The sequence below is a fragment of the Amycolatopsis sp. WQ 127309 genome (genome assembly GCF_023023025.1).
GTDB lineage: Bacteria > Actinomycetota > Actinomycetes > Mycobacteriales > Pseudonocardiaceae > Amycolatopsis.
Genome location: NZ_CP095481.1, coordinates 10,405,400 through 10,429,786, shown reverse-complemented (window position 1 = coordinate 10,429,786; position 24,387 = coordinate 10,405,400). Strand labels below are relative to the sequence as shown.

At 73.4% G+C, this 24,387-nt stretch carries 26 protein-coding genes; 13 read left to right on the top strand and 13 right to left on the bottom strand.

Features of this window, described 5'->3' with window-relative positions; all coding sequences use genetic code 11:
• Positions 1-90 precede the first annotated feature (90 nt).
• Positions 91-597: a hypothetical protein gene (locus tag MUY22_RS46010; protein WP_247054363.1), complete on the top strand. Its 507-nt coding sequence runs from the start codon at positions 91-93 to the stop codon at positions 595-597.
• A 161-nt stretch (positions 598-758) separates the two neighbouring features.
• Here the strand turns inward: MUY22_RS46010 and MUY22_RS46005 are convergent, their stop codons facing one another.
• From MUY22_RS46005 to MUY22_RS45995, 3 genes are all read right to left on the bottom strand, one after another.
• On the bottom strand, positions 759-953 hold the full coding sequence (locus tag MUY22_RS46005; RefSeq protein WP_247054360.1) for a hypothetical protein: 195 nt from the start codon (positions 951-953) through the stop codon (positions 759-761).
• Between the two features lie 119 nt (positions 954-1,072).
• Positions 1,073-3,115 carry a cellulose binding domain-containing protein gene (locus MUY22_RS46000; protein WP_247054358.1) on the bottom strand — a complete coding sequence of 681 codons (2,043 nt, stop codon included), beginning with the start codon at positions 3,113-3,115 and terminating at the stop codon, positions 1,073-1,075.
• Positions 3,116-3,417: 302 nt separating this feature from the next.
• Positions 3,418-4,272, bottom strand: a complete 855-nt coding sequence (locus tag MUY22_RS45995) for a LysR family transcriptional regulator (RefSeq protein ID WP_247054355.1) — start codon at positions 4,270-4,272, stop codon at positions 3,418-3,420.
• An 89-nt stretch (positions 4,273-4,361) separates the two neighbouring features.
• Here MUY22_RS45995 and MUY22_RS45990 point away from each other — a divergent pair, with 89 nt between their 5' ends.
• On the top strand, positions 4,362-5,087 hold the full coding sequence (locus tag MUY22_RS45990; protein ID WP_247054352.1) for an SDR family oxidoreductase: 726 nt from the start codon (positions 4,362-4,364) through the stop codon (positions 5,085-5,087).
• 24 nt (positions 5,088-5,111) lie between these two features.
• On the opposite strand, the gene MUY22_RS45985 is transcribed toward MUY22_RS45990, so the two are convergent.
• Positions 5,112-5,516: a hypothetical protein gene (locus MUY22_RS45985; protein WP_247054350.1), complete on the bottom strand. Its 405-nt coding sequence runs from the start codon at positions 5,514-5,516 to the stop codon at positions 5,112-5,114.
• A 301-nt stretch (positions 5,517-5,817) separates the two neighbouring features.
• On the opposite strand from MUY22_RS45985, the gene MUY22_RS45980 reads away from it, so the two are divergent.
• The 3 genes from MUY22_RS45980 to MUY22_RS45970 are packed head-to-tail and all read left to right on the top strand — an operon-like array spanning position 5,818 to position 9,001.
• Positions 5,818-7,014, top strand: coding sequence for a PP2C family protein-serine/threonine phosphatase (locus MUY22_RS45980; RefSeq protein ID WP_247064440.1), 1,197 nt, complete (start codon positions 5,818-5,820; stop codon positions 7,012-7,014).
• Positions 7,011-8,567: an ATP-binding protein gene (locus MUY22_RS45975; protein WP_247054348.1), complete on the top strand. Its 1,557-nt coding sequence runs from the start codon at positions 7,011-7,013 to the stop codon at positions 8,565-8,567. The genes MUY22_RS45980 and MUY22_RS45975 overlap by 4 nt, the downstream gene beginning before the upstream one ends.
• Positions 8,564-9,001 carry a response regulator gene (locus MUY22_RS45970; RefSeq protein ID WP_247054346.1) on the top strand — a complete coding sequence of 146 codons (438 nt, stop codon included), beginning with the start codon at positions 8,564-8,566 and terminating at the stop codon, positions 8,999-9,001. Before MUY22_RS45975 ends, MUY22_RS45970 begins: the two co-directional genes overlap by 4 nt.
• Here MUY22_RS45970 and MUY22_RS45965 read toward each other — a convergent pair.
• A complete protein-coding gene (locus MUY22_RS45965) occupies positions 8,985-10,004 on the bottom strand; it encodes a MerR family transcriptional regulator (protein WP_247054344.1) in 1,020 nt (339 codons plus the stop codon). The two genes, MUY22_RS45970 and MUY22_RS45965, sit on opposite strands and share 17 nt — an antisense overlap.
• On the bottom strand, positions 9,998-10,660 hold the full coding sequence (locus MUY22_RS45960) for a HEAT repeat domain-containing protein (RefSeq protein WP_247054342.1): 663 nt from the start codon (positions 10,658-10,660) through the stop codon (positions 9,998-10,000). Before MUY22_RS45960 ends, MUY22_RS45965 begins: the two co-directional genes overlap by 7 nt.
• A gap of 82 nt (positions 10,661-10,742) precedes the next feature.
• Between MUY22_RS45960 and MUY22_RS45955 the strand changes: the two genes are divergently transcribed.
• Genes MUY22_RS45955 through MUY22_RS45945 form a run of 3 tightly spaced genes read left to right on the top strand, consistent with a single transcriptional unit; the run spans position 10,743 to position 12,639 of the window.
• Positions 10,743-11,303, top strand: a complete 561-nt coding sequence (locus tag MUY22_RS45955; protein WP_247054340.1) for a TetR/AcrR family transcriptional regulator — start codon at positions 10,743-10,745, stop codon at positions 11,301-11,303.
• 2 nt (positions 11,304-11,305) lie between these two features.
• On the top strand, positions 11,306-11,737 hold the full coding sequence (locus MUY22_RS45950; protein ID WP_247054338.1) for a DUF3237 family protein: 432 nt from the start codon (positions 11,306-11,308) through the stop codon (positions 11,735-11,737).
• A gap of 8 nt (positions 11,738-11,745) precedes the next feature.
• Entirely contained in the window at positions 11,746-12,639 is an 894-nt protein-coding gene (locus MUY22_RS45945; RefSeq protein WP_247054336.1) for an alpha/beta hydrolase fold domain-containing protein, read from the top strand.
• 9 nt (positions 12,640-12,648) lie between these two features.
• Here the strand turns inward: MUY22_RS45945 and MUY22_RS45940 are convergent, their stop codons facing one another.
• Entirely contained in the window at positions 12,649-13,179 is a 531-nt protein-coding gene (locus tag MUY22_RS45940; RefSeq protein ID WP_247054334.1) for a universal stress protein, read from the bottom strand.
• Positions 13,180-13,188: 9 nt separating this feature from the next.
• The gene (locus tag MUY22_RS45935; protein WP_247064438.1) at positions 13,189-14,712 is read right to left on the bottom strand and encodes an MFS transporter; all 1,524 of its coding nucleotides are present in this window, start codon (positions 14,710-14,712) and stop codon (positions 13,189-13,191) included.
• A gap of 115 nt (positions 14,713-14,827) precedes the next feature.
• Between MUY22_RS45935 and MUY22_RS45930 the strand changes: the two genes are divergently transcribed.
• The 3 genes from MUY22_RS45930 to MUY22_RS45920 all read left to right on the top strand — a co-directional run bounded on the left by MUY22_RS45930 (position 14,828) and on the right by MUY22_RS45920 (position 16,584).
• Complete coding sequence (locus tag MUY22_RS45930; protein WP_247054332.1) at positions 14,828-15,409, top strand: TetR/AcrR family transcriptional regulator; 582 nt, start codon at positions 14,828-14,830, stop codon at positions 15,407-15,409.
• A 105-nt stretch (positions 15,410-15,514) separates the two neighbouring features.
• The gene (locus tag MUY22_RS45925) at positions 15,515-16,096 is read left to right on the top strand and encodes a dihydrofolate reductase family protein (protein ID WP_247054330.1); all 582 of its coding nucleotides are present in this window, start codon (positions 15,515-15,517) and stop codon (positions 16,094-16,096) included.
• A gap of 89 nt (positions 16,097-16,185) precedes the next feature.
• On the top strand, positions 16,186-16,584 hold the full coding sequence (locus MUY22_RS45920) for an ATP-binding protein (RefSeq protein WP_247054328.1): 399 nt from the start codon (positions 16,186-16,188) through the stop codon (positions 16,582-16,584).
• Positions 16,585-16,721: 137 nt separating this feature from the next.
• Here MUY22_RS45920 and MUY22_RS45915 read toward each other — a convergent pair whose 3' ends face one another.
• The 3 genes from MUY22_RS45915 to MUY22_RS45905 form a co-directional block, all read right to left on the bottom strand.
• Positions 16,722-17,054, bottom strand: coding sequence for a Sec-independent protein translocase TatB (locus MUY22_RS45915; RefSeq protein ID WP_247054326.1), 333 nt, complete (start codon positions 17,052-17,054; stop codon positions 16,722-16,724).
• Positions 17,055-17,130: 76 nt separating this feature from the next.
• Positions 17,131-18,135: a ferritin-like domain-containing protein gene (locus MUY22_RS45910; protein ID WP_247054324.1), complete on the bottom strand. Its 1,005-nt coding sequence runs from the start codon at positions 18,133-18,135 to the stop codon at positions 17,131-17,133.
• A 519-nt stretch (positions 18,136-18,654) separates the two neighbouring features.
• The gene (locus tag MUY22_RS45905) at positions 18,655-19,533 is read right to left on the bottom strand and encodes an IniB N-terminal domain-containing protein (RefSeq protein WP_247054322.1); all 879 of its coding nucleotides are present in this window, start codon (positions 19,531-19,533) and stop codon (positions 18,655-18,657) included.
• 282 nt (positions 19,534-19,815) lie between these two features.
• On the opposite strand from MUY22_RS45905, the gene MUY22_RS45900 reads away from it, so the two are divergent.
• Positions 19,816-22,188: a LuxR C-terminal-related transcriptional regulator gene (locus tag MUY22_RS45900; RefSeq protein WP_247054320.1), complete on the top strand. Its 2,373-nt coding sequence runs from the start codon at positions 19,816-19,818 to the stop codon at positions 22,186-22,188.
• Between the two features lie 261 nt (positions 22,189-22,449).
• Here MUY22_RS45900 and MUY22_RS45895 read toward each other — a convergent pair whose 3' ends face one another.
• Complete coding sequence (locus MUY22_RS45895) at positions 22,450-23,124, bottom strand: fasciclin domain-containing protein (RefSeq protein WP_247054319.1); 675 nt, start codon at positions 23,122-23,124, stop codon at positions 22,450-22,452.
• A gap of 354 nt (positions 23,125-23,478) precedes the next feature.
• Here MUY22_RS45895 and MUY22_RS45890 point away from each other — a divergent pair, with 354 nt between their 5' ends.
• Positions 23,479-23,754 carry a hypothetical protein gene (locus tag MUY22_RS45890; protein WP_247054317.1) on the top strand — a complete coding sequence of 92 codons (276 nt, stop codon included), beginning with the start codon at positions 23,479-23,481 and terminating at the stop codon, positions 23,752-23,754.
• 79 nt (positions 23,755-23,833) lie between these two features.
• Here MUY22_RS45890 and MUY22_RS45885 read toward each other — a convergent pair whose 3' ends face one another.
• Complete coding sequence (locus MUY22_RS45885) at positions 23,834-24,289, bottom strand: hypothetical protein (RefSeq protein ID WP_247054315.1); 456 nt, start codon at positions 24,287-24,289, stop codon at positions 23,834-23,836.
• Positions 24,290-24,387 lie beyond the last annotated feature (98 nt).

Below are 24,387 nucleotides of genomic sequence, written 5' to 3'. Positions count from 1 at the left end.
GGATGTCCGACGTCCTATGACCGACAACCTAAGGAGGCGGTGCGCGGTTCGTCAAGGACTACGCTGAACCGAGCGCTCGCGAGGAGGACCGTGGACCACCGGAAGCACTTCGCCGACATCCACCGGCGTCCGCAGCTGTACGGATTGGACGGCAGCTACCACGACTACTGCACGTACCTGCTCGGTGTGGACGCGGGCAACGACGGCGGGCTGCTGACCGGCTTCAAGGAGTCGCTCGTGCCCCGGGTCGGCACCGGCGGCAACCTGACCTGGACGTCGCTGGTGCTGTACCTGGCCTTCCCCGGCCGCACGTCGGGGTGGCACGACGAAGCGGCGGGGGACGGCCGTCAGCTCGCGGTCGACCTGCTCTTCACGTTGCTGGACGAGTTCCTCGAGACGCGTTCCGAGGCGCGCGGCACCGCCGCGATCTTCGCCGGGTACCTGGCCTGGCGCGAGGCCCGGCCGTGGGCGCGCCGCGCGTCACTCGGCCAGGTCGTCCCAGCGGAGGAGGATCGCGGCGGCGAGCAGGCCGGCCACGACGATCTTCCCGATGATCAGCAGCGCGCTCGCGCCGGTCACCTGCCTGAGGTCCAGTAGCACCCCGGCGAACACCTTCGCGCCCCCAGCGCCGCCGGAAGCCGACGGCGACCACGCCGGCCAGCTGCACCGCGGAGGCCAGCAACGCCAGCACGAGCCACGGCGACGTCTCGCCGCCGTGGCCGATTTCGTCGGCCAGGCCCCCCAGGACGCCACTTTCGCTACGAAAGATGCGGGGTTGTGGAGGGATTTCGGGGGATGTGGACAGTGATCTGGAGGACCAGGACCAGGACCAGGACCAGGACCAGGACCATGGCCACGGCCGTGCCCAGGCCGAAGAGGACCAGCATCACCGGGAGGAAGACCCGCCCGGCGGTGCCGCCGGTGGCGGGTTCGGGCACACGACGACGAGGCACGGCGAGCCCTCCGCTCCAGCGATCCGGAACCTCCCACCGTGCCGGAAACCGGCGCCGTTGACCATCGGGCATTCGCCGTAGCCGCGGTGCCGGGCGGGCTTACCGCCCGGCACCGGTGGTCACGACGCGCTGCAGAGGGTGCCGTTCAGGGTGAACGCCGTCGGCAGGATGTTCGGGCCGCCGTAGTCGGCCGTGAAGCCCGGGTCGACGCTCGCGCCCGGGGCCAGCGCCGTGGCCGACGTGACCGTCACGGTGGTGCCGGTCTGGGTCCAGGTGCCGTTCCAGCCGCCGGTGAGGTGCTGCCGCGCGGTCGGCCAGGTGAAGGTCAACGTCCAGTTCGGCGCCGGTTTCGTGCCCGTGTTGGTGAGGTGGACGCCGCCGACGAAGCCGCTCGACCAGTCGGTGACGTCGGACATCGTGGCCGCGCACGTGCTCCGCGCCGGCGCGCCCGTGGTGAACGTCAGCGACGGCGACGCCCAGGAGACGGTGCCCGCCGTGTCCCGCGCCAGCACGTTGACCGTGTACCGGCTGCCCGGGACGAGGTTGCCGACGGTGAACGACCTGCCCGCGGTCTCGCCCCACGCCTCACTGGTCGTGCCGACGGTCCGGTAGACCTCGTACTTCGCGACCGGGTGGCCGCCGGGCGCGGCCGCGGGCCAGGTGAGCGTCGCCGAACGGTCGGTGACCTGGCCGGCTGTCACCGGACCGGGTGCGGCCGGGGCTCCGGTGACCGCGGTCGCCGGGTGCAGCACCAGCGTGGTCAGCGAGTACGGCGGCAGCGTCCGGCTCGTGCTGCTGCCGCCGGCGCCCTCCGCGATCGACGTCGCGCCGTTGGTGAAGGTGTACACCTTCGACGCCGTGGCGGCCGGGGCGTAACCGGCGTAATCGACGGCGACCGTGTGGGCGTTGCCGGGATCCTTGTTGACCAGCAGCACGGAAAGATCGCCGTCGGGCCGGCGGGCGGCGTGCGCGGTGACCAGCGGCTCGCTCGTCCCCGCGCGGACCAGCTGGTCTCCGGGGCGCGCGAAGAGGCTCAGCATCTTCAAGCCGTGGTAGGGCGCGAACGGCGTGTTCAGCGGCGGCTCGCAGACGTCGCCCAGGCACGTCGCGCTGGAGAGCATCCCCATGTCCCCGTAGTCGGTCTGACCCTCCACTGTGGACACCTGCGACGCGCCGTTGTGCGTGTCCCACCAGTCGACGGTGAACACGCCGTTCTCCAGCATCGTGCTGTACGTCTCGGCGGCGAACAGCGCGCCGGGCTGGGTGTCCATGCCGACCGAGGTGTTGGTCTCGGTGAGCGCGACGCCGATCCGCCCGGGGTTCGCGCCCGCGTACTGCGCGATCTCGCGCCGGACGACGTACACCATGTCGTCCACCTGCTCGGGCTTGGCGAGCGCCTCCGCCGCCGTGGCGCCGCCGGGGTACCAGTGCAGGACGACGAAGTCGACATGGGGACCGGCGATCGACAGCACGGTCTGGTTCCAGTCGGCGGTGTCGCCGTCGCCGACGATGCCGTCGGGCCAGTTCGCCGGGGTCGTCAGCACCGCGCCGATCTTGACCGACGGGTCGACGGCCTTCATGGCCGCGGCGTAGGCGACGACGCCGTTGGCGTAGGCCGTGGGGCTCTTGTCGGCGTGGTTGTCGGCTTCCCAGTTCGCGCCGTAGTGGCCGTTGCCGTACAGCTCGTTGCCGATCTCCCAGTAGCGGGCGCCGTAGCCCTTGGTGACGTTGGCGTACCGGACCCAGTCCGCCGCTTCCTGCGGTGTGCCGGTGCCGTAGTTGGCGATGATGATCGGCTGGGCCCCGGTGCGCCGCGCGCCGCCCATGAAGGTGTCGAAGTCGGTGTCCGGTGCGACGTAGCCGCCCGGCGCGGTGTTGTCCTTCCAGTGGTAGATGTCGCCGTAGGAACCGCCGGGGTAGCGCAGCACGCGCACGCCGGCGTCGCCGAGCAGGCCGGCCACGGTGTCGGTGCCGAGCTGGCTGTCCCAGACGGCGTGGTTGGCCCCGAGTGCGGTGTCCGCCACGGAGGCCAGGCCGGCCCGCGCGTTCACGGTGACGGCGACGTCCGGCTCGGCCGCGGTGGCGGGGGCGGCCCCGGCCAGGCCCGCGGCGAGCAGGACCGCCGCGGCCGTGACGGCGCGGCGAAGTGGTCGAGCTGTCATGAAGAGTCCATCCCTCACTCGTCCGGATCGAACAGAATGCAAGATGGCTGAGAGCGCTCCCAGAAAGCGAACCACCGGCGCTGCCGGAAGTCAACGCCCGGGGTGAAGGGTTCAGCGGGTCGCGGCGTGCTCGCGCGACGCGGCGCGGACCAGTCGCGCGGTGGTGCGGGTTCGGCTGTGCGGGCCGAGGACCCGGGCGGTTGAGCGGGCGCTGGTCGTGCGACGCGGTGTCGACCGGGTCGACTGTGCGACGGCCGCGCGAGCGCGGTCGGTGTGGTGGGTGGGGCGAGGATCCGGACGGTTTAGCGGGTCGCCGCGTGCTCGCGTGACGCGGCGCGGACCAGGCCGGCGACGGCGCGGGACCGGCTGTGCGGTGGCCACGCGATCACCGTCGTCACGGCGGGCGCGTCGACGACCGGCACGGCGGCGAGGTCCGCGCGCAGGTGGGTGCGGCACGACTCGGCGAGGATCACCGTGGTCCGGCCGAGCGCGATCAGCTGGTAGAGCTGGGTCAGGTTCCGTACCTCGGCGCCCGGGCCGTCCGGATAACCGCCGTCGGGACGCGGCCAGCGGGCCATCGGGAGGTCGGGCAGCGCCGCGACGTCGGCGGTCCGGACGTGCGACCGGCCGGCGAGCGGGTGCCCGGCCGGCAGGATCACGACCTGCCCCTCGGTGCCCAGCTCCTCGGTGTCGAACCCGGCCGTCGAGTCGTAGGGCCAGTGCATCAGCGCGACGTCGGCCTGCCCGTCGCGCAACAGCCGTTCCTGCTCGCGGGCCTCGCACAGCAGCACGTCGACGTCGGCGGCGTCCGGCTCGGCGGCGTACGCGGCGAGCAGTTCCTTCAGCAGGTCACCGGAAACGCCGGCCTTGGTGACGAGGACGAGCCCGGTCCGGCCGGTCGCGGCCCGCCGGGTGCGCCGCTCGGCCGCGGCCAGCGCGCCGAGGACGGCGCGGCCCTCGGCCAGCAGCACGGATCCGGCGTCGGTGAGCGTGACCGAGCGGCTGGTGCGCTCGAACAGCGTGACGCCGAGCCGCCGTTCGAGAAGGCCGATCGCGCGCGACAGCGGGGGCTGGGCCATGCCCAGACGCTCGGCCGCGCGGCCGAAGTGCAGTTCCTCGGCGACGGCGACGAAGTACTGCAGCTCGCGCGTCTCCATGACCTCACGCTACATCGATACCGGCCGGGTATCGATCGCCGACGCGGACGGTGTTGGTGCCCGGCCGCGGCGCGGCCAAGCTCGAGTTCATGAGTGAAAAGACGATCGCGCTGGTCACCGGCGCCAACAAGGGAATCGGGTACGAGATCGCGGCCGGCCTGGGTGCGCTCGGCTGGAGCGTGGGCGTCGGCGCCCGCGACGAGCAGCGGCGCGAGACCGCCGTGGCGAAGCTGCGCGCGGGCGGCGCCGACGCGTTCGGCGTACCCCTCGACGTGACCGGCGACGCGAGCGTGACCGCCGCGGCCGTGCTCCTCGACGAGCGCTTCGGCCGCCTCGACGTCCTGGTCAACAACGCCGCGGTCGTCGGCGGTTTCCCGCAGGAGCCCACGAAGGTCGGCCTCGGCACCGTGCGCGCGGCCGTGGAGACCAACGTGTACGGCGTGATCCGGGTGATCAACACGATGCTGCCGCTGCTGCGCCGTTCGGCCTCGCCGCGGATCGTCAACCTGTCCAGCGAAACCGGCTCGCTGACCCGGCAGTCCGCGGCGGACGCCGACTTCGGGTTCCTGTCCGCCGCGTACATGCCGTCGAAGACGTTCCTCAACGCCGTCGTCGTCCAGTACGCCAAGGAACTGCGCGACACGAACATCCTGATCAACAACGCCTGCCCGGGTTACGTCGCGACGGACCTGAACGGCTTCCGCGGCGTGCGCACCCCCGAACAGGGCGCGGTCACGGCGATCCGCCTCGCGACCCTGCCGGCCGACGGCCCGACGGGCGGCTTCTTCGACGACAACGGCGTGGTGCCCTGGTAGCGAACAGGTCCAGCGGCCGCCGGGTCAGGTGCGGTACGGGCCGTGGTTCCCGAGGTCCGGGCTGACGTGCGGGCCGGCGGCGTCCGGGTCGCTCCCGGGGAAGCGGGTCCGCACGCGAGCGTCCTGGCGCCGGCGGACCAGCGCCGACAGCGTCGCCGCGTGCACCACGGCCAGCAGGAGCAGGAACACGCCGACCCGGCCGACGAGCGCGGGCGCCGAGCCCGACCACCCGGGGCCGATCACCGAGAGCAGGGCCAGCAGGCCCAGCGCGACGAGGTGGAAGACCGTCACCACCATCGTCGCCGTCGGCCCGCCGGCGCCGTCCGGGCCGCGCAGGTAGCGCCGGCCGTCGCGGTGGAGGACCTGGCCGTCCGCCACCACGAAGATCAGCCCGATGATCAGGAACCCCAGCAGATCGTTGCCGGCCATCGTCGCCTCCTCGTTTCGGGTGGGGTACCCGCGCGACGAGCCCCGGCCGGGTCGTTCACCGCATCGAGCGAGTACGTCACGTGGCGGGCGACCGGGTCCGTTGTGCGCCACCGGTCTGGTTCCGCTGGATCACCCCGGGATACAGTGCGCGCGGTTGAAAAACACAGCCGCCGGTGGCCTTGCCTGTGCGGGCGCCGTTACGCCTGATCCGGTGGCCTGTGTGCGGGCGGCTTGGTGAGGCCTCATTCGAGAGAGGCTCGATGTCGTGACCGCTCCTTCGGTCGGCTCCACCCGCGTCACGGTGCCCCCGCTTTCGCTGCCGTCCGCGGTCAACCGGCTCTCGGTGCTGCTGGTCGAGGACGACGACGGCGACGCGCTGCTGGTCGAGGAGATGCTCGCCGACGTCCCGGTCGAGGCCGAGCGGATCACGCTGCTGCGGGTGGCGACCCTGGCGGCCGCGCTGCCGCACGTCGGGGGCGTCGACTGCGTGCTGCTCGACCTGCAGCTGCCCGACGCGTCCGGCCTGACCGCCCTCACGACGTTGCGCCGACACAGCCCGGGCAGCGCCATCGTGGTGCTGACCGGGCAGAACGACACCGCCACCGGCGTGGCCGCCGTGGCCGCCGGGGCCCAGGACTACCTCGGCAAGGACCAGGTCGACGGCCCGCTGCTGATGCGCGCCATGCGCTACGCCTGGGAACGGCGGCGAGCCGAGGGCGCCGAACAGCGGCTCCTGGAGCAGCAGCTGCTCGCGGGGGAGAACGCGCGGCTCGAACGCGGCCTGCTGCCCACCCCGCTGCTCGCCGACGACGGCCTCGGCCTGGCGGTCCGCTACCGCCCGGGCCGCGACGGCGCGTTGCTGGGCGGCGACTTCTACGACACGGTCGAGCTCGCCGACGGCACCGTCGAGGTGATCATCGGGGACGTCTGCGGGCACGGCCCGGACGAAGCCGCGCTGGGCGTGGCGCTGCGGATCGCGTGGCGGGCCCTGGTGCTGGCCGGGCTGCCGGCCACCGAGGTGCTGGCCACGGTCGACCGGGTCCTGGTGAACGAGCGGATCGAGCCGCTGTTCGCCACCGCGTGCGTGGTCACCGTGGCCCCGGACCGGACGTCCGCGCGGATGGTGCTCGCCGGGCACCCGCCGCCGTTGCTGCTGGGCGGGGCCGGCCCGGTGGAGTTCCTGTCCTCCGACGGCCTGGGCCCGCCGCTGGGCCTCCCGCTGAAGCGGCCCCGGCGCCAGACCGAGGTCGCGCTGGCGCCGGGCTGGTCCCTGCTGCTCTACACCGACGGCATCTTCGAGGGCCGCTCCGGCGGCGGCGATCGCCTCGGCCGCACCCGGATGGCCGCGCTGGCCGGGGAGCTCCTCACCGGGCCGGGTGACGCCGGTGCGGCGCTGGACGCCCTGATCGGCCGCGTCCAGCAGCTGAACGACGGCCCGGTGGACGACGACATCGCGCTGGTCCTGCTCACCCAGCGAGCCGCCGGAGGAGCCCGATGACGCGGGAACGCGCGTCCTGGCCGCTGCGGCGCTGGGCCGGGGTGCTGGCGCTCGTCGAGGCCGTCCTGCTCGTCGGCGCCCTCGCGGGCGGCGCGCTCGCGCTGTCCCGCCTCGACGACGCCCGGAGCCGGCTGCTCGACGTGGTGGGGCCGCAGCTGCTGCAGGCCAAGGCCCTCTCGACGGCGCTGGTCGACCAGGAGACCGGGATCCGCGGTTACCTGCTGACCCGGCAGCAGGAGTTCCTCGAGCCGTACCGGGCCGGGCTCGCCGACCAGGACCGGGCCGTGGCGGAGCTGCGCCGGCTGGGCGCCACCCCGGACACCGCGCCGGGGCGCGACCTCGCCGCGGTCCTGGCCGGCGCCGACGCGTGGCGTGGGGCGGCCCTCGCCCAGGCGGCGCCGGGCGGCCCCGCGCCGACGGCGGGGCAGGTGGAACAGGACAAGAAGCTCTTCGACGCGCTGCGCGGCCGCCTCACCGAGCAGGACGCGCACCTCGACGCCGCCCGGCTGGACGCCCGCGCGGACCTCGCGGCCGCGACGAACCTGCTGACCTGGATCCTCGTCACCATCGCCGTGGTGATCGCGGCGGCGTTCGTCCTGCTGTTCGCGGGCCTGCGCCGGGCCGTGGTCGGGCCGATCCAGCAGCTGGCCGCCGCGGTGCGCGACACGGCCGCGCGCGACCTGCACCGGCCGGTGGTGGCGACCGGGCCCCGGGAGGTGCGCCAGCTCGGCGCCGACGTCGACGTGATGCGCCGGCGCATCCTCGAAGAGGTGGCCGAGCTGGAGCGGGCCCACACGCTGCTGGAGGCCCGGACGCACGCCCTGGAGCGGTCGAACTCCGACCTGGAGCAGTTCGCCTACGTCGCCTCGCACGACCTCCAGGAGCCGCTGCGGAAGGTGACCAGCTTCTGCCAGCTGCTGGAGAAGCGCTACCACGACAAGCTCGACGAGCGCGGCGAGCAGTACATCGGGTTCGCCGTCGACGGCGCCAAGCGGATGCAGGTGCTGATCAACGACCTGCTGGCGTTCTCCCGCGTCGGCCGCCGCGGTGGCGAGCCGGTGGCGGTCGAGACGGCGGCGCTGGTGGCCACGGCCACGGCGAACCTCGAGAGCGTGCTCGCCGACGCCGGCGCGCGGGTGAGCGTCGCCGACGGCCTGCCGCCGGTGCGGGGTGAGCAGTCGCTGCTGACCGCGGTGTTCCAGAACCTGATCGGCAACGCCGTGAAGTTCCACGGCGAACGGCCACCCGAGATCACCGTCGCCGCCGAGCGCGACGGCGCGGACTGGGTGTTCTCCGTGACGGACAACGGGATCGGGATCGACGCGCAGTACGCCGAGCGGATCTTCGTGATCTTCCAGCGGCTGCACGGCCGCGGCGACTACCCGGGCACCGGGATCGGCCTGGCGATGTGCCGCAAGATCGTCGAGCACCACGGCGGCCGCATCTGGCTGGACACCGAAGTCGCCGAAGGCACGTGCTTCCGATTCACCCTCCCCGCACTCGTGGCCCCGGAACTCGCCGGTGCCGTCGCCGAAGAACAGGACGCGGCATGACCCAGACCCCGGAACCGATCGACGTCCTGCTCGTGGAGGACGACCCCGGCGACGTCCTGATGACGCGGGAAGCGTTCGAGCACTACAAGATCCGCAACACCCTGTCGGTCGTCTCCGACGGCGAGCAGGCGCTGCAGTTCCTCCGGCGCGAGCCGCCCTACGAGGACGCGCCGCGGCCCGGCCTGATCCTGCTCGACCTCAACCTGCCCCGCCGGGACGGCCGTGAGGTGCTCGCCGAGGTCAAGGCCAGCCCGGAGCTGCGGAGCATCCCGGTCGTCGTGCTGACGACGTCCGAGGCCGAGGAGGACATCGCGCGCAGCTACGACCTGCACGCCAACGCCTACGTCACCAAGCCCGTCGACTTCGACAGCTTCGTCGAGGCCGTCCGCCAGATCGACAGCTTCTTCGTCACGGTGGTCAAGCTTCCGCACTGAGCCGGTCTTCGAGCACGCCCGCGAGGGCCGCGGCGATGAGCGCGACGGCCCGGTCCTCGTCGCCGGCCAGCCGCCGCAGGACGTCCTTCGCGAGCGCCGGCGGCATCTCGGCGAAGGCCTGGGTCAAGCGGATCCGCACCGCGGAGTCCGCGGTGGGCGCGGCCAGCTCGGCGGTCAGCGCGCTCATGATCCGGTCCGCGCTGGAGGCATCCCGGGACAGCGCGCCGAGCAGCTCCGCCGCCTCGACGTCGTTCGTGCCCTCGACCACCATCGTGACGAGCGTCGGCACGGCCGCGGTCTCGCCGCGCGCGGCCGACGCCAGCGCGGCGTGCCGGCGCACGGCCGGGTCCGGGTCGCCGAGGGCCGCCGCGAGCAGCGCGGTCGCCTCGGCGCCGGCGAACCCGGCGATCGCCCGGACCGCGCGCCGGCGGACGTCGACGTCCGCCGAGGTCATGCCGGGCGCCAGGCTCGCGACGCCGTCGCCGCCCGCCCGCGCGAGGGCCCACCGCAGGGCGCCGGCGACGTTCGCGTCGGCCTCGGCCAGGACCGCGCCGGCCAGCAGGTCGGCCGGCAGCGGCACGTCGTCGGCCGGGGCCAGGACGGCCTGCTGCCGGCGCGCGGCACTGGCCGAGTCGAGCCCGCGCAGGAGCTCGATGATGCCCAGGACGTCCGGCCAGCCCTCGGGCGCCGAAGCGTCGACCGCCCGGAGCCGGTCGAGCAGCTCCCGCTCCCGCCGCAGCCGGTCTTCGGTCCGCCGGATGAGGTCGCCGACCAGCGTGGCCGGTGCGAAGGCGGGATCCTCCAGCGCCCGGCCGATCTGGCGCAGCGACAACCCCAGTGACCGCAGGCTCTCCACGTGGAAGATCCGGCGGATGTCCCGGGCCGCGTATTCGCGGTAGCCGCCGACGGTGCGCCCGGTCGGGCGCACCAGCCCGAGGGTGTCGTAGTGCCGGAGCATCCGGCTGCTCACCCCCGAGCGGCGCGCCACCTCGCCGATCAGCACGACGTCCCGCCCGAGTGCTCCGGGCCGAGCGCGACGATCCGCTTGGCCTCGTCGACGCCCGGGTCGAACGCGGCGTCCGGGTCGCGCAGCAGCCGTTCCGTGGCACGGGCGTGCGCCCGCACCGCCGGGTCGGCACTCGCCAGGCCCGGCCGCAGCGCCGGCTCGACGCCGTCGCCGAGCGCGACGAGCGCCCGGCTGAGGCTCAGCCGCACGGTCCGGTCGCCGCGACCGAGCTGCGTGACCAGCTCCGCGGCCAGCTCGCCGCGGTCGCCGTCCGGGACGAGGACGACGGCGGCCCGCCAGGCGCTGCGCGCGACCTCGTCGTCGGCGTCGCGCAGCAGCGCCGGCGTGATCGCGGGCCACGTCGCGGCGTCGCCGATCTTGGACAGCGTGTGCAGGGCCTGGCTCCGGGCTTGCGCGTGTTCGGACCGGAGCTCCCCGAGCAGCTTGGGCACGGTGACGTCCGCCGGGAGCCGGGTCAGGGCCCAGGTGAGCATGTCGCGCACGAAGAAGTCCGGCTCGATCGCGGACCGCGCCACGAGCGTGTCGGCGAAGCCGGGCTCGGCGCGCGTGCCGGCCTCCAGGGCCGCCTGCAGCCGCGTCGACGAGTTCCCGGCGCCCAGCGCGTCGAACAGGGTCGGGTTCACGGTGATCACCTCCTGCGCCCAGTGAAGACCTTGTCACGGTGTCAAGGTCAAGGCGCTTGCCAGTTCTTTGACAGGTGTCTATAAAGTGCGGGTGAGCATCGACAGCCGTGACCCGCGGGCCGCCCGGTCGCGGGCGGCGCTGTACGCGGCGGCCGTGCGGCTGGTGTCCGGCCGCGGCAGCGCGAGCGTCCCGGTGACCGACCTGGCCGAAGCCGCCGGGGTCAGCCGTCAGCTCGTCTACCTGCACTTCGCCGACCGGGACGCGCTGCTGGTCGCCGCGGCGCTCGACCTCGCGCGGCGCGAGCTGCTGCCCGCCCGGGAGTCCGGGCGCGCCGCGGTGCTCGCCACGGCCCGGCACTTCGCCGCGCACCGCGCGTTCTACCGCGCCCTGCTCACCGGCCCGTGCGCGTTCGCGCTGACCACCGCATTGGGTGAGCTGCTCGCGCCGGTCAACCGCCACGCCGTCCGGGCGCTCTTCGGCGACCGCGTGCCGGCCGGGACGGCCGACGACCTCGCCGTGTTCCTCACCGGGGGCGCCGGCGCGGTGATCAACGCCTGGCTGCTCGGTGCCGAGGAGACGCTCGATCCCGGGGACCTTGCCGATCGCCTCGGCCGCATCCTGCACACCCTCGGCGCGAGAAGGGAAGCGTGACGATGACCCACCCGGAACTGACGATGGAACTGGTGGCCAGGCTGGAGGTGCTGATCGCCGAGCCGATCGACGCCGGGGTGACGCCGGCCGGGCACCGGCGCGTCATCCCGATCACCGGCGGCCGCGCCGACGGCCCGCGCGTCACCGGCGAGGTGCTCGGCATCGGCGCGGACTGGAGCGTCGTGCGGGGTGACGGCGTCGCCGCCGTCACGGCGAAGTACCTGATCCGCACCGACGACGGCGTCGTGCTCACCGTGACCAACACCGGCGCGTTCACCGCGCGGGGGATTGTCACGAGCCCGCGCGTCGAAGCGCCCGAAGGCCCGTACGCCTGGCTCAACGACGCCGTTCTCGTCGGCACGCTCGTCCCGCTGCTCGACGGCGCCCGGCCGCGCGGGGTTTCGCTGCAGTTCCACCAAGTCACCGCGAAGTGAGGTCGTCCGTGTCGATCCTGTCGAAGCCGTTCGTCGCCGACGGGGTGGCCCGCCTGCTGGGGGCCGCCGCCGCGCGGGCGGTCAAACCGCGTCCGCTGTTCCCCGAGATTCCCGGCCGCACCGGCGAAATCACGATCCCGACCCGGCACGGCCCGATGGCCGCCACCCTGTACCGCCCGCCGGGAGACGCCCGGGGCGTGTACGTCAACGCCCACGGCGGCGGGTTCGTGATCGGCGCCCCGATCGGGGACGACCCGCTGTGCCGGTACCTCGCCGAGCACGCGGGGGTGGTCGTGGTCAACGTCGACTACGCGCTCGCGCCGGCCCGGCGGTTCCCCGTGCCGTGCGAACAGGTCCACGACGCGCTGACGTGGGCGGCCGCGCCCGAGCGCGAGTGGGCCGGCGGGCGGCTGTGCGTCGGCGGGCAGAGCGCCGGCGGCTCGCTCGCGGCCGCGGCGTCCCGGCTCGCGCTGCGCGACGGCGGTCCGGCGATCGCGGTGCAGGTGCTGCACTACCCGCCGCTGGACCTCGTCACCCCGGCCGCGGCCAAGCCCGCGCCGCGGGGCGCGGTGATCCGGCCGTGGATGGGGGAGGTCTTCGACACCGCCTACATCCCCGACGCCGCCCGCCGCACCGACCCGCTGGCGTCACCGGCGTGGGGGAGCAACGGCGACGGCCTGGTGGGCATCGCACCCGCGCTCGTGCTCACCTGCGAGTACGACCGGCTGCGCGCCGAAGCCGTCGCCTACGCGGCCAAGCTCGCGGAAGCCGGCGCGCTGGTGGAGCACTACGACATCCGCGGCGTCGACCACGGGTACGACCTCATGGGCGGCGACTCCGAGCTGGTCCGGCGGGTCTACGCGTTCCTCGCCCTGCACGTCGAACGCGCGGTGACGGCCTGAGCGGTGTCCTCAGGGCACCACCAGCACCGGCCAGTGGCCCGCCCTGATCAGCTTCGTGGCGACCGAGCCCGCGAAGCGGTGACCCGCCTTCTGCGACGCGCCGACGACGACCGTGTCCACCTGGCAGCGATCGGCGGTGTCGCGCAACGCCGTGTACGGGTCGCCGAACATCTTGAGGAGCGTCACCGGCACCTCGAGTTCTTCGGCGCCCGACCGGATCTGGTCGCGCAGCTCGGTGTAGACCTGCCACGTCGTGTCGTGCTCGACGGCGGCGGCGACCGGCGGCCCGAGGGTCGTCAGGGCCGAGTGTCGCGCGATGAAGGCGACGATCAGCCGGCCGCCTTGGCGCCGCGTCAGGCCGAAAGCGTAGGCGGCCGCCCGCATCGCGGTGTCGGAGCCGTCGACCCCGGCCAGGATGGCCCGCGCCGCCGGGCCCCGGCGCGGGCCGAACCGCTCCACAGTGGACTCGAAAGCACTGGACCCGAATGCACTGGACCCGAACGCGTTGGACCCGAACGCGTCGAGCTCGGCGGGGCTCATCGTGGCCACCTACCCCGCGACCGGCGCTTCGGTCTTCCGCTCGACGTCGATCGTCGTGCGCAGGGTGATCGGCTTGAGCAGCAGCGCCGCGATCACGCCGACGACCGCCACCGCCGCGGAGATCAGGAAGATGTGCGCGGTCGCGTCGCCGTAGACGGTGTGGACGACCGTCTGCACCTGCGGCGGCAGGGCTTTGAGGTTCAACGCGCTGACGCCGCCGGTCGACGCCTGGCCCGCGGGCACGTGCAGCGCCGCGGACAGGTCGGCCGTCACCCGGTTCGCCAGGACGGCGCCCAGCACCGAAATGCCGATGGTGCCGCCGAGTGACCGGAAGAACGTGACCGACGCGCTCGCCGAGCCGAGGTCGCGCAGGGGCACGTCGTTCTGCACGGCCAGCACGAGGTTCTGCATGGTCATGCCGACCCCGACGCCGACGACGGCCATCGCGACGCCGATCAGCCACAGTGACGTGGCGTGGTCGACCAGGCCCAGCACGAGGAACCCGGCCACCAGGATCACGCTGCCGGCCACGATGTAGGGCTTGATCTTGCCGGTGCGGCTGATCAACCGGCCGGAGACGGTCGAGGAGACCAGCACACCGGCCATCATCGGCATGGTCAGCAGACCGGCCTCGGTGGGCGAGAAGCCGCGGCCGATCTGGAAGTACTGGCCGAGGAACACCGCGCCGCCGAACATGGCCATGCCGACCGCGAGGCTGGCGATGATCGCCAGCGCGGGGGTGCGCTGGACGACGATCTTCAGCGGTACCACGGGTTCGCGGACCTTCAGCTCCACCAGCACGGCCAGCGCGAGGAGCACGAGACCGCCCGCCACCATCACGGCGGTCTGCCAGGAGCCCCAGGCGAAGGTGTTGCCCACGAAGGAAACCCAGATCAGCAGGACACTCACGCCCGCGGCGATGAGGCCGGCGCCTAGGTAGTCGACCCGGACGTCGTCGCGGCGCACGGTCTCCAGCTTGAGCGTGCGCTGCAGGACGACGAACGCGAGCGCCGCGATCGGCACGCCGACGAAGAAGCACCAGCGCCAGCCGAGCCACGGCACGTCCACGATCAGGCCGCCCAGCAGCGGGCCACCGACCGTCGCCACCGCCATCACGGCGCCGAGGTAGCCGTTGTACCGGCCGCGTTCCCGCGGCGGGATGATCGCCGCGATCACGACCTGGACCAGGGCTTGCAGGCCGCCGACGCCGATGCCCTGGAACGCGCGGGCGGCGATGAGCTGCCCGGTGTCCTGGCTGAAGCCGCTGATCGTCGACCCGGCCACGAAGATCACGATCGCGACCTGGACCAGCGTCTTCTTGTTGAACAGGTCGGCGAGCTTGCCCCAGATCGGGGTCGTGGCCGTGGCTGCCAGCAGGGTGGCCGTGACCACCCACGTGTATTGGGTCTGGGTGCCGTTCAGCGAGCCGATGATCAGCGGCAGCGAGGTCGAGACGACCGTCGAGCTGATCATGGCCACGAACAGCGCGAGCAGCAGCCCGGACAGCGACTCCAGCACCTCGCGGTGCCGCATCGCGCCCGCCTCGTTTCTCTCCGCTTTCACAGGACTCCTTCACGTCTCCGTAAATTATTGCCCACTGTGCAAACTTGCGCAATGGGCACTATGGGCCCGTCGTTAAGCTGTCGGCATGGACACCCTCGACACGCTGCGCACGCGCAAGAAGGCGGCGACGCGGCAGTCGCTGCACGAGGCGGCGCTGCGGCTGGCGGTGGAGCGCGGCCTCGACGGCGTCACCGTCGAGGACATCGCCGACGAGGTGGGCGTGTCCCGGCGGACGTTCTCCAACTACTTCGCGAACAAGGAAGACGCGATCCTGCACGCCGACCGCGAGCGGACCCGGGAGCTGGTGGCCCTGGTCGAGAGCAGGCCGGCCGGCGAGGAGCCGTGGGCGGCGCTGCGCGCGGCGAGCCGCGGGCTCTACCAGGCGCGGCCCGTGCCCGACCCCCAGTGGGTGGCGCAGCTGCGGCTGCTCCGGCGGCACCCGTCGCTGCTGGCGCAGCAGGCCGGCGACCAGATCGCCCTGGAACGCGACCTCACGGCGGTGCTGCTCGCCCGCGGCGGCCGCGTCGACGACGAACTGGCCCGCCTCATGACGGCGACGTTCCTCGCGGTCGTGCGGACCGGGATCGTGCGGTGGCTGGAAGGTCCGGGCGAGCAGCCGCTGGCCGAGGTCGTCGACCGCCTGCTGGGGCGCGTCCAGCTGCGCTGAGCGCCGCCCGACCCCGCGGTGTCGGATGGCGGCGAGTGCGTTCGTGGTGGAGGTGAGAGGCCGGCACCGGACCGGTCCCCGCGCACCGCTCGCGAGGAGAACGCCATGACCGCCACGTACACGTTCGACGTCTTTTCCACCCTCGACGGCTTCGGCTCCCACCACGGCGACTGGGGTGGCTACTGGGGCAAGCAGGGCCCCGAGCTGCTCGCCCGCCGCCACGCCTTGTACGACGAAGAGCAGCGGATGGTCTTCGGCGCCGGCACGTTCCGGGAGCACGTGGCGATGCTGGCCGCGAGTCCCGCCGAGGTCTCCGACCCGTGGGTCACGAGGATGCGGAACCTCCCGGCGACGGTCCTGTCGAGCACCCTGCGAGAGCCCCTGGGCTGGCCGGACGCGACGGTGGTGACCGGCGACGCGGTCGACGTCGTCACCCGGCTCAAGGAGGAGTCCGACGTCCCGTTGCGGTCCCACGGGGGCCTGTCGCTGAACCGCGCCCTGCTGGCGGCCGGGCTGGTGGACCGCGTCCAGGTGACGCTCTTCCCGGTGATCAGCGGCCGGACGGGACAGGCCCCGATCTTCCACGGCGCGGCCGACTTCGATCTGGAGCTGCTGGAGACCCGGACCCTGGACGGCCGCACGCAGGAGCTGGTCTACCGGCCCACGGTGCACGCCGGCTCGCGCTGATGGCCCGGTTCGCGAGTAATCGCCGGTCGTCCGGGTAACCCCGGGGGGAGACGCAGTCGTCGGCTCCCCATCGCTCGGCAAAGGACCTCATGGACGACCCGGACCAGTCCACTCGTGAATACCGCTTCGAGGCCGGTGCCGTACCCGACCTCGCGGCCATGCGGGGGTGGCTGCGACGCGTGCTCAAGGGCGCCTCGCCCGACGGTGTCCAGGACGTCCTGCTGCTGGCGACCGAGCTGGTCACCAACGCGCTGGACCACGCCCACGGCGTGCAGGCGCTGCGCGTCCGGTACCGGGCTCGCCGTTCCCCGGTCCGGCTGGAGGTCGACGACCCGCGGCCGGACCTCGGGCTACGGCTCGGCGGGTCGTCGCCGGGCGACACGCGGGGGCGGGGGCTCCTGCTCGTCGACGCGATCAGCCGCCGGTGGGGCGTCGTCACGCACGGCACCGCCCGCAAGACGGTGTGGGCCGACGTCGTCGCCGGCTGAGCCGCGCGTGCTGGTGCACTGGCCTTTGGCCGGGGTTCGAGCCCCAGCCGACCGGCCCGACCCCGCCAGGCGCGTCGGCCACTTCGACGAGCGCGGCGTGACGGCGAGCGGAACGGTTTGCGTGGTGCGGCCGGGAATCAGGTGGCTTCCATGTCCACACCGGACACTTTGGGCGCACGAGGCACGGCAGGCACAACCGGAGCCGGCGCCGGATCCAGGACGAACCGGGTCAACGCGGCGCGGGGATCCATGCCGCGCAGCTGATTGAGCTCCCGCAGGGGTTTGCGCAGCTGCTCGAACTCGGGCCCGACCTCGTCGGTGATCTGCTGCTGCATCGCGCCGAGGGCGTTCTTGCCCTTCACCACGGCTTTGCGGACGGTGGTGAGCGCGCCGGGCAGCCGTTCGGGGCCGATGATGAACAGCGCGGCCACGAGCAGGACGAGCAGGTGCTCGGCGCTGAGTCCGAACATCGTGATCTCCTTTCCGGGCAGGACGCGGTGGGTGCCGGATTCCCCGACGGAACCCGGCACCCGCCGCGGCCGGTGCTCAGTTGGCGGCGCTGGTGTTCACTTCGCCGTTGACGCCCTTGGGGAAGAACCCGCCGGAGGTGGCGGCCTTGTTCGTCAGGTAGACGATGTTGAGGACCTGACCGGGGGAGCGGCTGTAGGCGATGCCGTTGGCGTCGGTGGGGACGATGTTGGCGTTGCCGTGGCTGTCGATGACGCCCTGGTCGTCGTCGGTCGGGCCGTCGAGGCTGTCCCGCGCGTTGGACAGCTTCACGCTGGCCTCCCGGAGGTCGCGGCCGAGCAGGCCGAGCCCGAGGATGCCTTCGTTGTGCTGGTAGAGCGCGCTGCGGATGTTGGCCGCGTGGTAGGCCTCGACGGCGAGGATGCCCGCCGCGGCTTCGAGGTAGGTCTTGTTGGTGATCAAGGGCGCGGCGCCCTTGTAGGCCGTGACGCCGACGTCTTCGAAGAGGAACGCGGCGAGCAGGAAGTTCTCCTCGCACGCGAAGGCGTCGAAGCTGCGGCCGGGCTTGACCAGGCCGGCGGCCTGGGCCGCGGCGGTGAAGCTGGACTGCAGGTCGATCGCGGGGCGGCTGACGGCGGCGGAGCCGAGGGCGGAACGCAGGAACTGGACGTGCGCCTTCTCGTCGCCGGCGATCTCCTGCGCGTACTGCTTGGCGGCCTTGGTCTTGAACTTCACCGCGCGGCCGCCGGTGACGCCGCCGCGGGTGCCGGTGCCGGTGGTCATCGCGTCGGCGAGGCCCTTGCCGGTGACGGCGTGCAGGTAGAACTCGGCTTCGAGGTACTCGAGGTTGAGGGCGAAGTTGAGCACCGCCCCGTCGCTCACCCCGCTCGCCGCGGCCGCCGCGGCGGCCGCGGCCGGTCGTGCGGTGGCCGCGGACGCGGTCCCGTTGGTGAGACCGCCGAGCGCACCGGCGCCGACGACGCCGAGCCCGGTCATACCGGCGGCCTTGAGGAAGCGGCGGCGGTCCTGGTCGTTCTCCGCGCTCCGGTTGATCATCGAAGCGGCGTAACGCTTGCCAAACACGGACGAACTCCTCCCCGCCCGCGCAGGGCGGGCGTAACCCACCGTCGGATTCCCGGCGCTGGGCGGATCCTTCGTGGACCTTCCCCTTTCGGGGCCGCGCCGATCGCGGATTGGTGTGGATCGCCGGATCGGGTGATCGTCTTCCGTCCAGGGGTCGCCCGCCGGCTGTGCGTGCGGCTGCTGCCCGCGGTGCCGGGCGAACCCGCCGGGAACGTGGCTTCCGCGCGCCGGATCCGGGTGTTGGTGGTCCGGGCGCTGCGGGCCGAGCCGGGGCCGCGGTGCGACGCGGCGCTGCTGGAGGCGGCCCTCGCCGACGCCGTCCTGAGGTCGCCGCGACGACCGGCTGGACCCGGGCCCAGGTGCTGCGCCTGCTCGACGCGGGACTGTCGTCGATCACCACGCGTGTCCACATCGGTCACCTGCCCCGGCAGACGAGCAGGGCGACCCAGGGCTGTTCGACGCCCCGACGGCACGAGGCCCTCCGGCGTACCGGAAGGCCTCGTGCGGTGACCGGAAAGGTCAGTGGGGCAGGTGGAAGTCGTTGCCGGAGCCGATGGACAGGTGGCTCAGGTCGGCGCCGATGGAGCCGCTCAGCGCGCCGTCGCCGATGTTGCCGACGACGTCGTGGACGTCGGAGACGCCGGACACGTCGCCGTGCGAGGCGATGTCGCCGACGTGGCTGGTGACATCGCCCAGGTGGGTGGTGACGTCGCCGAGGGTGCCGTTGTGCGAGACGTCGCCCAGGTGCGCGGTCGCCTGGTTCACGACATCGCCGACGGTGTGCTCCAGGCCGGTGTTCGCGCCCAGCGAGCCGGTGAGGTCGCCGATCGTCGAGCCGACGCCCTGCGCGCCGTCGACGGCCGAGGTGAGGCCGGAGACGTTCTGCAGGCCCGAGGTGAGGTTGCCACCGTCGAGGGCGCCGGTGACGTCGCCGCCGGCCACGTGCCCGGTGACGTCGCCGACCGCGCCGGTCACGGTGGTGACCGGGTCGAGCTGGCCGCCGCCGACGTGGTCGATGCTGCCGGCGAGGTCGCCCGCGGCGGAGAACGGGTCGGTGATGTTCTGGGTGAGGGCGGTCATCCCGCTCACCGCGCCGAGCACGTTGTTCTCGGAGGTGGCGTCGCCGAGGGCCAGGTTCTGCGTGAGGGCCTTGAGCTGCTCGATCGCGCTGGCCTGGCCGGTGATGGAGCCGAGGTCGAGGCCGTTCTCGCCGCCCAGGTTGCCGACGGGCGCGAAGTCGAGCACGAGCGGGAGGATGTCGTGCAGGTCGGCGCCGGAGATGTCGCCGAGGCCCGCGTCGTTCAGCGTCTGCTGCGGGTCCTGGCCGAAGGAGCCGCGGGCGGACGGGTCGTTGAGCAGGTTGAGCGTGAATTCGTACAGCGACTGCGCGGGGTTCATCGACCAGGCTCTCTGTGGGGGGCAGGTGACGTCGCCGATCACGGGGATCATCGACCGCACCGACGCTAAGGCCGGCCCGGTGGCGGCCACATCAGGTCTGACGCCTAGTCACGATCTTGACCACCCCTGAGGGGGACGCCTCAGCCGTTAGGGGATCGGGCGCCGGTGTGGCGCAGGTCTCGTCCGCGAACCCGGGGTCGAACCGCCCATCTGCGCGCCCGTGCTGGCCCGAACCTCTTGCGGTGACCAGAACGGGTCGCCGGGTTCGGAGGTGCGACCGTCGTGAAGGAGCTGCTGCCCCCGCAGCTGCGTGACCTGCTGACCGGGATCGCCACCCGACCGGCGGACCCGGTCCGGGTGATCCTGTCCGGCCCGCCCGGCCACGGGAAGTCGACGATGCTGAGCGCGATCGGCCGGCACTACCGCGACGCCGGCGTCGCGGTGATCGGCCGGGACACGCTCGCCGAGCGGCCGGTCCCGCCCGGCGCGGCGATCCTGCTCGACGACGCCGACACCCTCGACGGCGCGGCCCGCGCGACGCTCGCCGGGCTGGCCGGGGCGACGGACCGGCTGGTGCTCACGCACACGCCCGGGGCGCCGGGCGCCCTCGCCGCGGAGCTGATCCTCCCGGGCACCCGGCACATCCGGCTCACCGCGTGGGCCGCCGACGACATTGCCCGGTTCGCCCAGGAGACGCTCGGCCGGTCCCTCACGCGCGATCAGGCCGCGTCGGCCCAGCGGGCTACGGCGGGGCTGCCCCGGCTGGTGACGCACTGGCTGCGGCTGTCCGGCGCGGGGGAGCTGATCGACGAGCTGCGCTCGGAGCTGGACCTGCTCGGCGAACCGGGCCGGACCTACCTCGTCGTGGCCGGCGCCGGGAGCGGCCGTGACCTCGAGCTGCTCGCGGCGGCCCTGGACCTGGACCGCGACGACGTCTCCGCGGTCGTCACCCGGGTCCGCGGCGCCGGGCTCCTCGCGGCCGGCGACAGCGTGCCCCCGCTCGTCGTGCGCGCCCTGCGCGAGCACGTCGGCGTCGACCGCCAGCTCACCGTGCTGGTCCGGATGCTCGACGTCCTGCTGGCCGCCGGGCAGCCGGTGCTGCCGGTCGCCCGCGAACTGCTGCGCCTGGGGGCCGCGGGCGAGGTCGTGCGGGCCGGGCTCGAGGCCGCGGCCGGCGAGGCGCTCGCCGGCGACCCGTCGCTCGCGGCCGACCTCTACGCCGCCGCGGCTCGCGGTGGCAGCTCGCGGACGCGGCTGGCCCCGGGCTGGGCCAGCGCGTCCGTCCGCGCGGGACGGCTCGACACGGCGCTGGCCCTCGGCGACGAACTCCTGAACTCCGCCACGCCCGAAGACCGGACGCGCGGCGCGCTGGTCGCGGGGACGGTCATCGCCCGCCGCGGCGACCTGGCCCGCGGCGCCGAGCTCCTGCGCTGGTCGGGGGAGCCGGGCGCGAGACGGCTGGCCGACCTAGCCGGCATCGCCCTCGGCGAGGCGAGACCCGGCGAACCGGAAGCCGCCGGGCCGCTCCCGGCCTACGGGCACGTCGCCGGGCAGCTGCTGGACGGGATCCGGGAGTCGGTGTCCGGCCGTCCCGAAGCCGCGCTGGCGACGCTGCTGGCCGCGGCCGACTCCGCGGCGGCCGACGGTACCGGTCACCTCCTGCCGGATTCCCCGGCCGCGCTGGCCGCCCTGGTGGCGGTGCACGCCGCCGAGTTCGACCTCGCCCACGGCGTCCTCACCCGCGCCGCCGGCGGCGACCGGCACACGCTCCTGCTCGGCTGGACCGCGATGCTCCGCGGCGACCTGGCCGCCGCCGGAACCCACCGCGCGGCCGTGCGCGGACCGCTGGCTCCACGCGACGAACTCTTCCTGCACGCCCTCGACCTCGGGCTGGCGCGGCGCAGCGACACCCCGGACGCGGTCCGCGCGCGCTGGCCCGCGGCCTACGAGGCGATGATGCGCCAGCCGGTCGACCTGTTCACGCTGCTGCCCCTCGGCGAGCTGCTCGTGGCGGCGGCGCGGGTCGAGGAGAGCTTCCGCGTCGCGTCCCACCACGCTCGGGCCGTCGCGCTGCTGGAGCGGCTCGGCTCGCCGGCGTTGTGGTCGGCGTGGCTGAACTGGTCGGTGTTCCACGCCGCGGTCGTGACCGGGGACCGCGAGACCGCACGCGAGACCCTGCGTCCCTTCGCCTCGGCGTCCGGACGGCTGGGGCCGGCACTGGCCGCGGCGGGTGACACGTGGCTCGCGGTGCTCGGCGGCACCGTGGACGGCGACGCCGTGCTGGCCGCCGCGGAGCAGCTGCACCGCGCCGGGCTCCGGTGGGACGCCGCGAGGCTCGCCGGGCAGGCGGCGATCCGCGCGACCGACCGCACGGCGATGGTGACGTTGTTGCGTGCGGCCAAGAGGTTCTCGGCCGGGGCCACCGCGAAGCCGGCCACGACGGACACGGCGGCCGCGACCACGCTGACCCCGCGCGAGCGCGACATCGGCCGGCTGGTCGTCGAGGGCCACACCTACCGCGAGATCGGGGAACAGCTCCACATCTCGGGCAAGACCGTCGAGCACCACATGGCCCGCATCCGCGGCAAGCTCGGGGTGACCGACCGGCGCACGATCGCGACAGTGCTGCGCGGCATGCTGGGCGAGACCGTCTGATCGCTTGCGGGGCGCGGAAATCGCGTCGGGGAGGGCCGGTCGCCGCCACGGCCCTGGAGTGATCCGGCGGTGGCGACGACCGGCGGAACGCCGCCGCTTCGGCGTCCCCCGGCGGCGGACTCGTGCAATCCGCCGTCAGGTCTTTCGGGCGCGCTTGTCCAGCGCGCACAACGCGACCGCCGCAGCTCCGGTCATCACCGGGCTGCGGCGGTCGTCGTCACCGGGCCACCCGCAAGGGAGGTAGTGGAGGCCCGGAAGTGCTTACTGCTTGTTGGTGCCGGGGGTGAGCACCTTGTCGATGACGAAGACGGTGGCGTTCTTGGTGGGGATGTTGCCGCAGAGGATCTTCGCGCCGTTGACGGTCATGTTGTCGCCGGTACCTTCGATCTTCAGCGGGCCACCGGCGGCGTTGAGGCTGTCGAGGGTGCCGGCGGACGCGAGGCCCTTGGCGTCGTAACGCTTGCCGACGACGTGGTACTGCAGGATCGGCGACAGCTCGGCCGGCTTGCCCGCCAGCTCGTTGAACTTGGCGTCACCCAGCGCGGCAAAGGCCGGGTCGGCCGGCGCGAACACCGTGATGGCCGGCGCGCTGTTGAGGGTGTCGACCAGGTTGGTGGCCTTGACCGCGGCGACCAGCTTGGTCAGCAGCGGGTTGGTCGAGGCGGCGGAGGCGACGGGCTGCGGGCCCATCGAGTCCAGCGAACCGGGCGCGGAACCCTGCGGCAGCTGCGAGCAGGCCGGGCCGAAGACGTCGGCGTTGGTCGTCATGCCATCGGAAGCACCCGCGGCGGCGCTGGTCGACGGGGCGGCCATCGAGGACGACGGGGCCGGGGCGCTGGAGCTGCCCGACGACGCGGTGTCGCTGCTGCCACACGCGGTCAGGGCCAGGGCGGCAGCCGCGGCGATGCCGATTCCGGCGACACGAAGCTTGGTCACAAAGATCACTCCTATTGAGCGGCTGAAGCAGTCCACTGTGGACTACCTGGTGCCGGTGGTCCGGCACGACCGCCGGAACGTTTCGGCGGTGCGTCGTGCTGGGATTCGCAGCCGCCGCGGCGGCGGACGGGTCCGGTCGCACGATTAACTCGATCAGGTGAACGGACGTGCTTCCGGAACGTCCGCCGCCGAGATCACGGCGTCCGGTGTGGACCGTGCTCGCCGGAAACTCCGCTCGTCACCCACAGGCGTGGTCCACGGTCCGGTGCCCGTCTTTCGCCCACAGCGGCGGCGAACGACCAGTGATCCCGCCGGGATCAGGTCCGTTGTTCGTTCGAGGAGAAGGAGATCACCGTGAGCACACTCCGCCGTCGCGTCCTGGCGACCGCCGCACTGCCGGCCGCGGCACTCGGCTTCCTGCTGATCGCGCCGGGGGCGGCGTCCGCCTCCACCGCGGCTCCGCAGGTGACCGCCGCGGTCGCCGATCACCACCACCACGACCACGGCTTGAACCTGAGCATCCTGATCGGCCTGCGGATCACCGGCGGCCACTACGGTCACGACGGCGGTCACGACGGCGGCTGGGACGACGGCCTGCTCGGCGGCGGTGGCCTGTTCGACCTCGGCTGAGCTGTTCCTCGTACCCCGTAACGGGCGGGGCACCGGATACCTCCGGTGCCCCGCCCGTTTTGCCGTCGGCCGAAACGCGTTACCGGGGAAGGCCGCAGCGGCACCCGCCGCTCGCGTGGCAGATCATGCCCTCGGTCTCCGGGATCCGGCTGTAGCGGGTGCCGTCGTCGAACTCGACCTCGATGATGTCGAGCGGGTCGACGTCGCGGACGGTGCCGCGGGTGGCCTGGCGCGCGCCCGTCGCGGGATCGGGTGCGCTGAACACGACGACCCGGTCGCCGCGGTGGAAGTGGTTCCACTCCCAGCCGTTGAGGTCGTACCACGTCCCGGTGAACGCGCGCGAGACCATCGACACCGGCAGGTCGAGCGTCATCGCCACCCGGATCATCGCCTCCGGTGGGATGAGCTCGGCGGGCCGTTCGCCCGGCCGGAGCCAGTCGCCCAGGGAGGGCAGGCCGGCCGACGCCGCGATCGAGCGCGGTGACCGGCCGGGTTGGTGGCGGTCCAGCAGTACCGCGACCCGCGTCCGTTCCATCTCCACCTCCTCCCCGCCGGGGCCCAGTATTCCGCACTTGCGGATCCAGAGGATTGTTCGAACCGATAACGCGGAAAAAAGTACCCACCTGGAGCCGT

What these genes read in the sequence shown, in the direction of transcription:
- MUY22_RS45915 (WP_247054326.1), bottom strand. Translation starts at nt 17,054, where the DNA reads ATGTTCGGACTCAGCGCCGAGCACCTGCTCGTCCTGCTCGTGGCCGCG.
- MUY22_RS45930 (WP_247054332.1), top strand. Translation starts at nt 14,828, where the DNA reads ATGGACACCCTCGACACGCTGCGCACGCGCAAGAAGGCGGCGACGCGG.
- MUY22_RS45970 (WP_247054346.1), top strand. Translation starts at nt 8,564, where the DNA reads ATGACCCAGACCCCGGAACCGATCGACGTCCTGCTCGTGGAGGACGAC.
- MUY22_RS45940 (WP_247054334.1), bottom strand. Translation starts at nt 13,179, where the DNA reads ATGAGCCCCGCCGAGCTCGACGCGTTCGGGTCCAACGCGTTCGGGTCC.
- MUY22_RS45985 (WP_247054350.1), bottom strand. Translation starts at nt 5,516, where the DNA reads ATGGCCGGCAACGATCTGCTGGGGTTCCTGATCATCGGGCTGATCTTC.
- MUY22_RS45975 (WP_247054348.1), top strand. Translation starts at nt 7,011, where the DNA reads ATGACGCGGGAACGCGCGTCCTGGCCGCTGCGGCGCTGGGCCGGGGTG.
- MUY22_RS45925 (WP_247054330.1), top strand. Translation starts at nt 15,515, where the DNA reads ATGACCGCCACGTACACGTTCGACGTCTTTTCCACCCTCGACGGCTTC.
- MUY22_RS45920 (WP_247054328.1), top strand. Translation starts at nt 16,186, where the DNA reads ATGGACGACCCGGACCAGTCCACTCGTGAATACCGCTTCGAGGCCGGT.
- MUY22_RS45905 (WP_247054322.1), bottom strand. Translation starts at nt 19,533, where the DNA reads ATGAACCCCGCGCAGTCGCTGTACGAATTCACGCTCAACCTGCTCAAC.
- MUY22_RS45885 (WP_247054315.1), bottom strand. Translation starts at nt 24,289, where the DNA reads ATGGAACGGACGCGGGTCGCGGTACTGCTGGACCGCCACCAACCCGGC.
- MUY22_RS45990 (WP_247054352.1), top strand. Translation starts at nt 4,362, where the DNA reads ATGAGTGAAAAGACGATCGCGCTGGTCACCGGCGCCAACAAGGGAATC.
- MUY22_RS45935 (WP_247064438.1), bottom strand. Translation starts at nt 14,712, where the DNA reads ATGCGGCACCGCGAGGTGCTGGAGTCGCTGTCCGGGCTGCTGCTCGCG.
- MUY22_RS45995 (WP_247054355.1), bottom strand. Translation starts at nt 4,272, where the DNA reads ATGGAGACGCGCGAGCTGCAGTACTTCGTCGCCGTCGCCGAGGAACTG.
- MUY22_RS45950 (WP_247054338.1), top strand. Translation starts at nt 11,306, where the DNA reads ATGACCCACCCGGAACTGACGATGGAACTGGTGGCCAGGCTGGAGGTG.
- MUY22_RS46000 (WP_247054358.1), bottom strand. Translation starts at nt 3,115, where the DNA reads ATGACAGCTCGACCACTTCGCCGCGCCGTCACGGCCGCGGCGGTCCTG.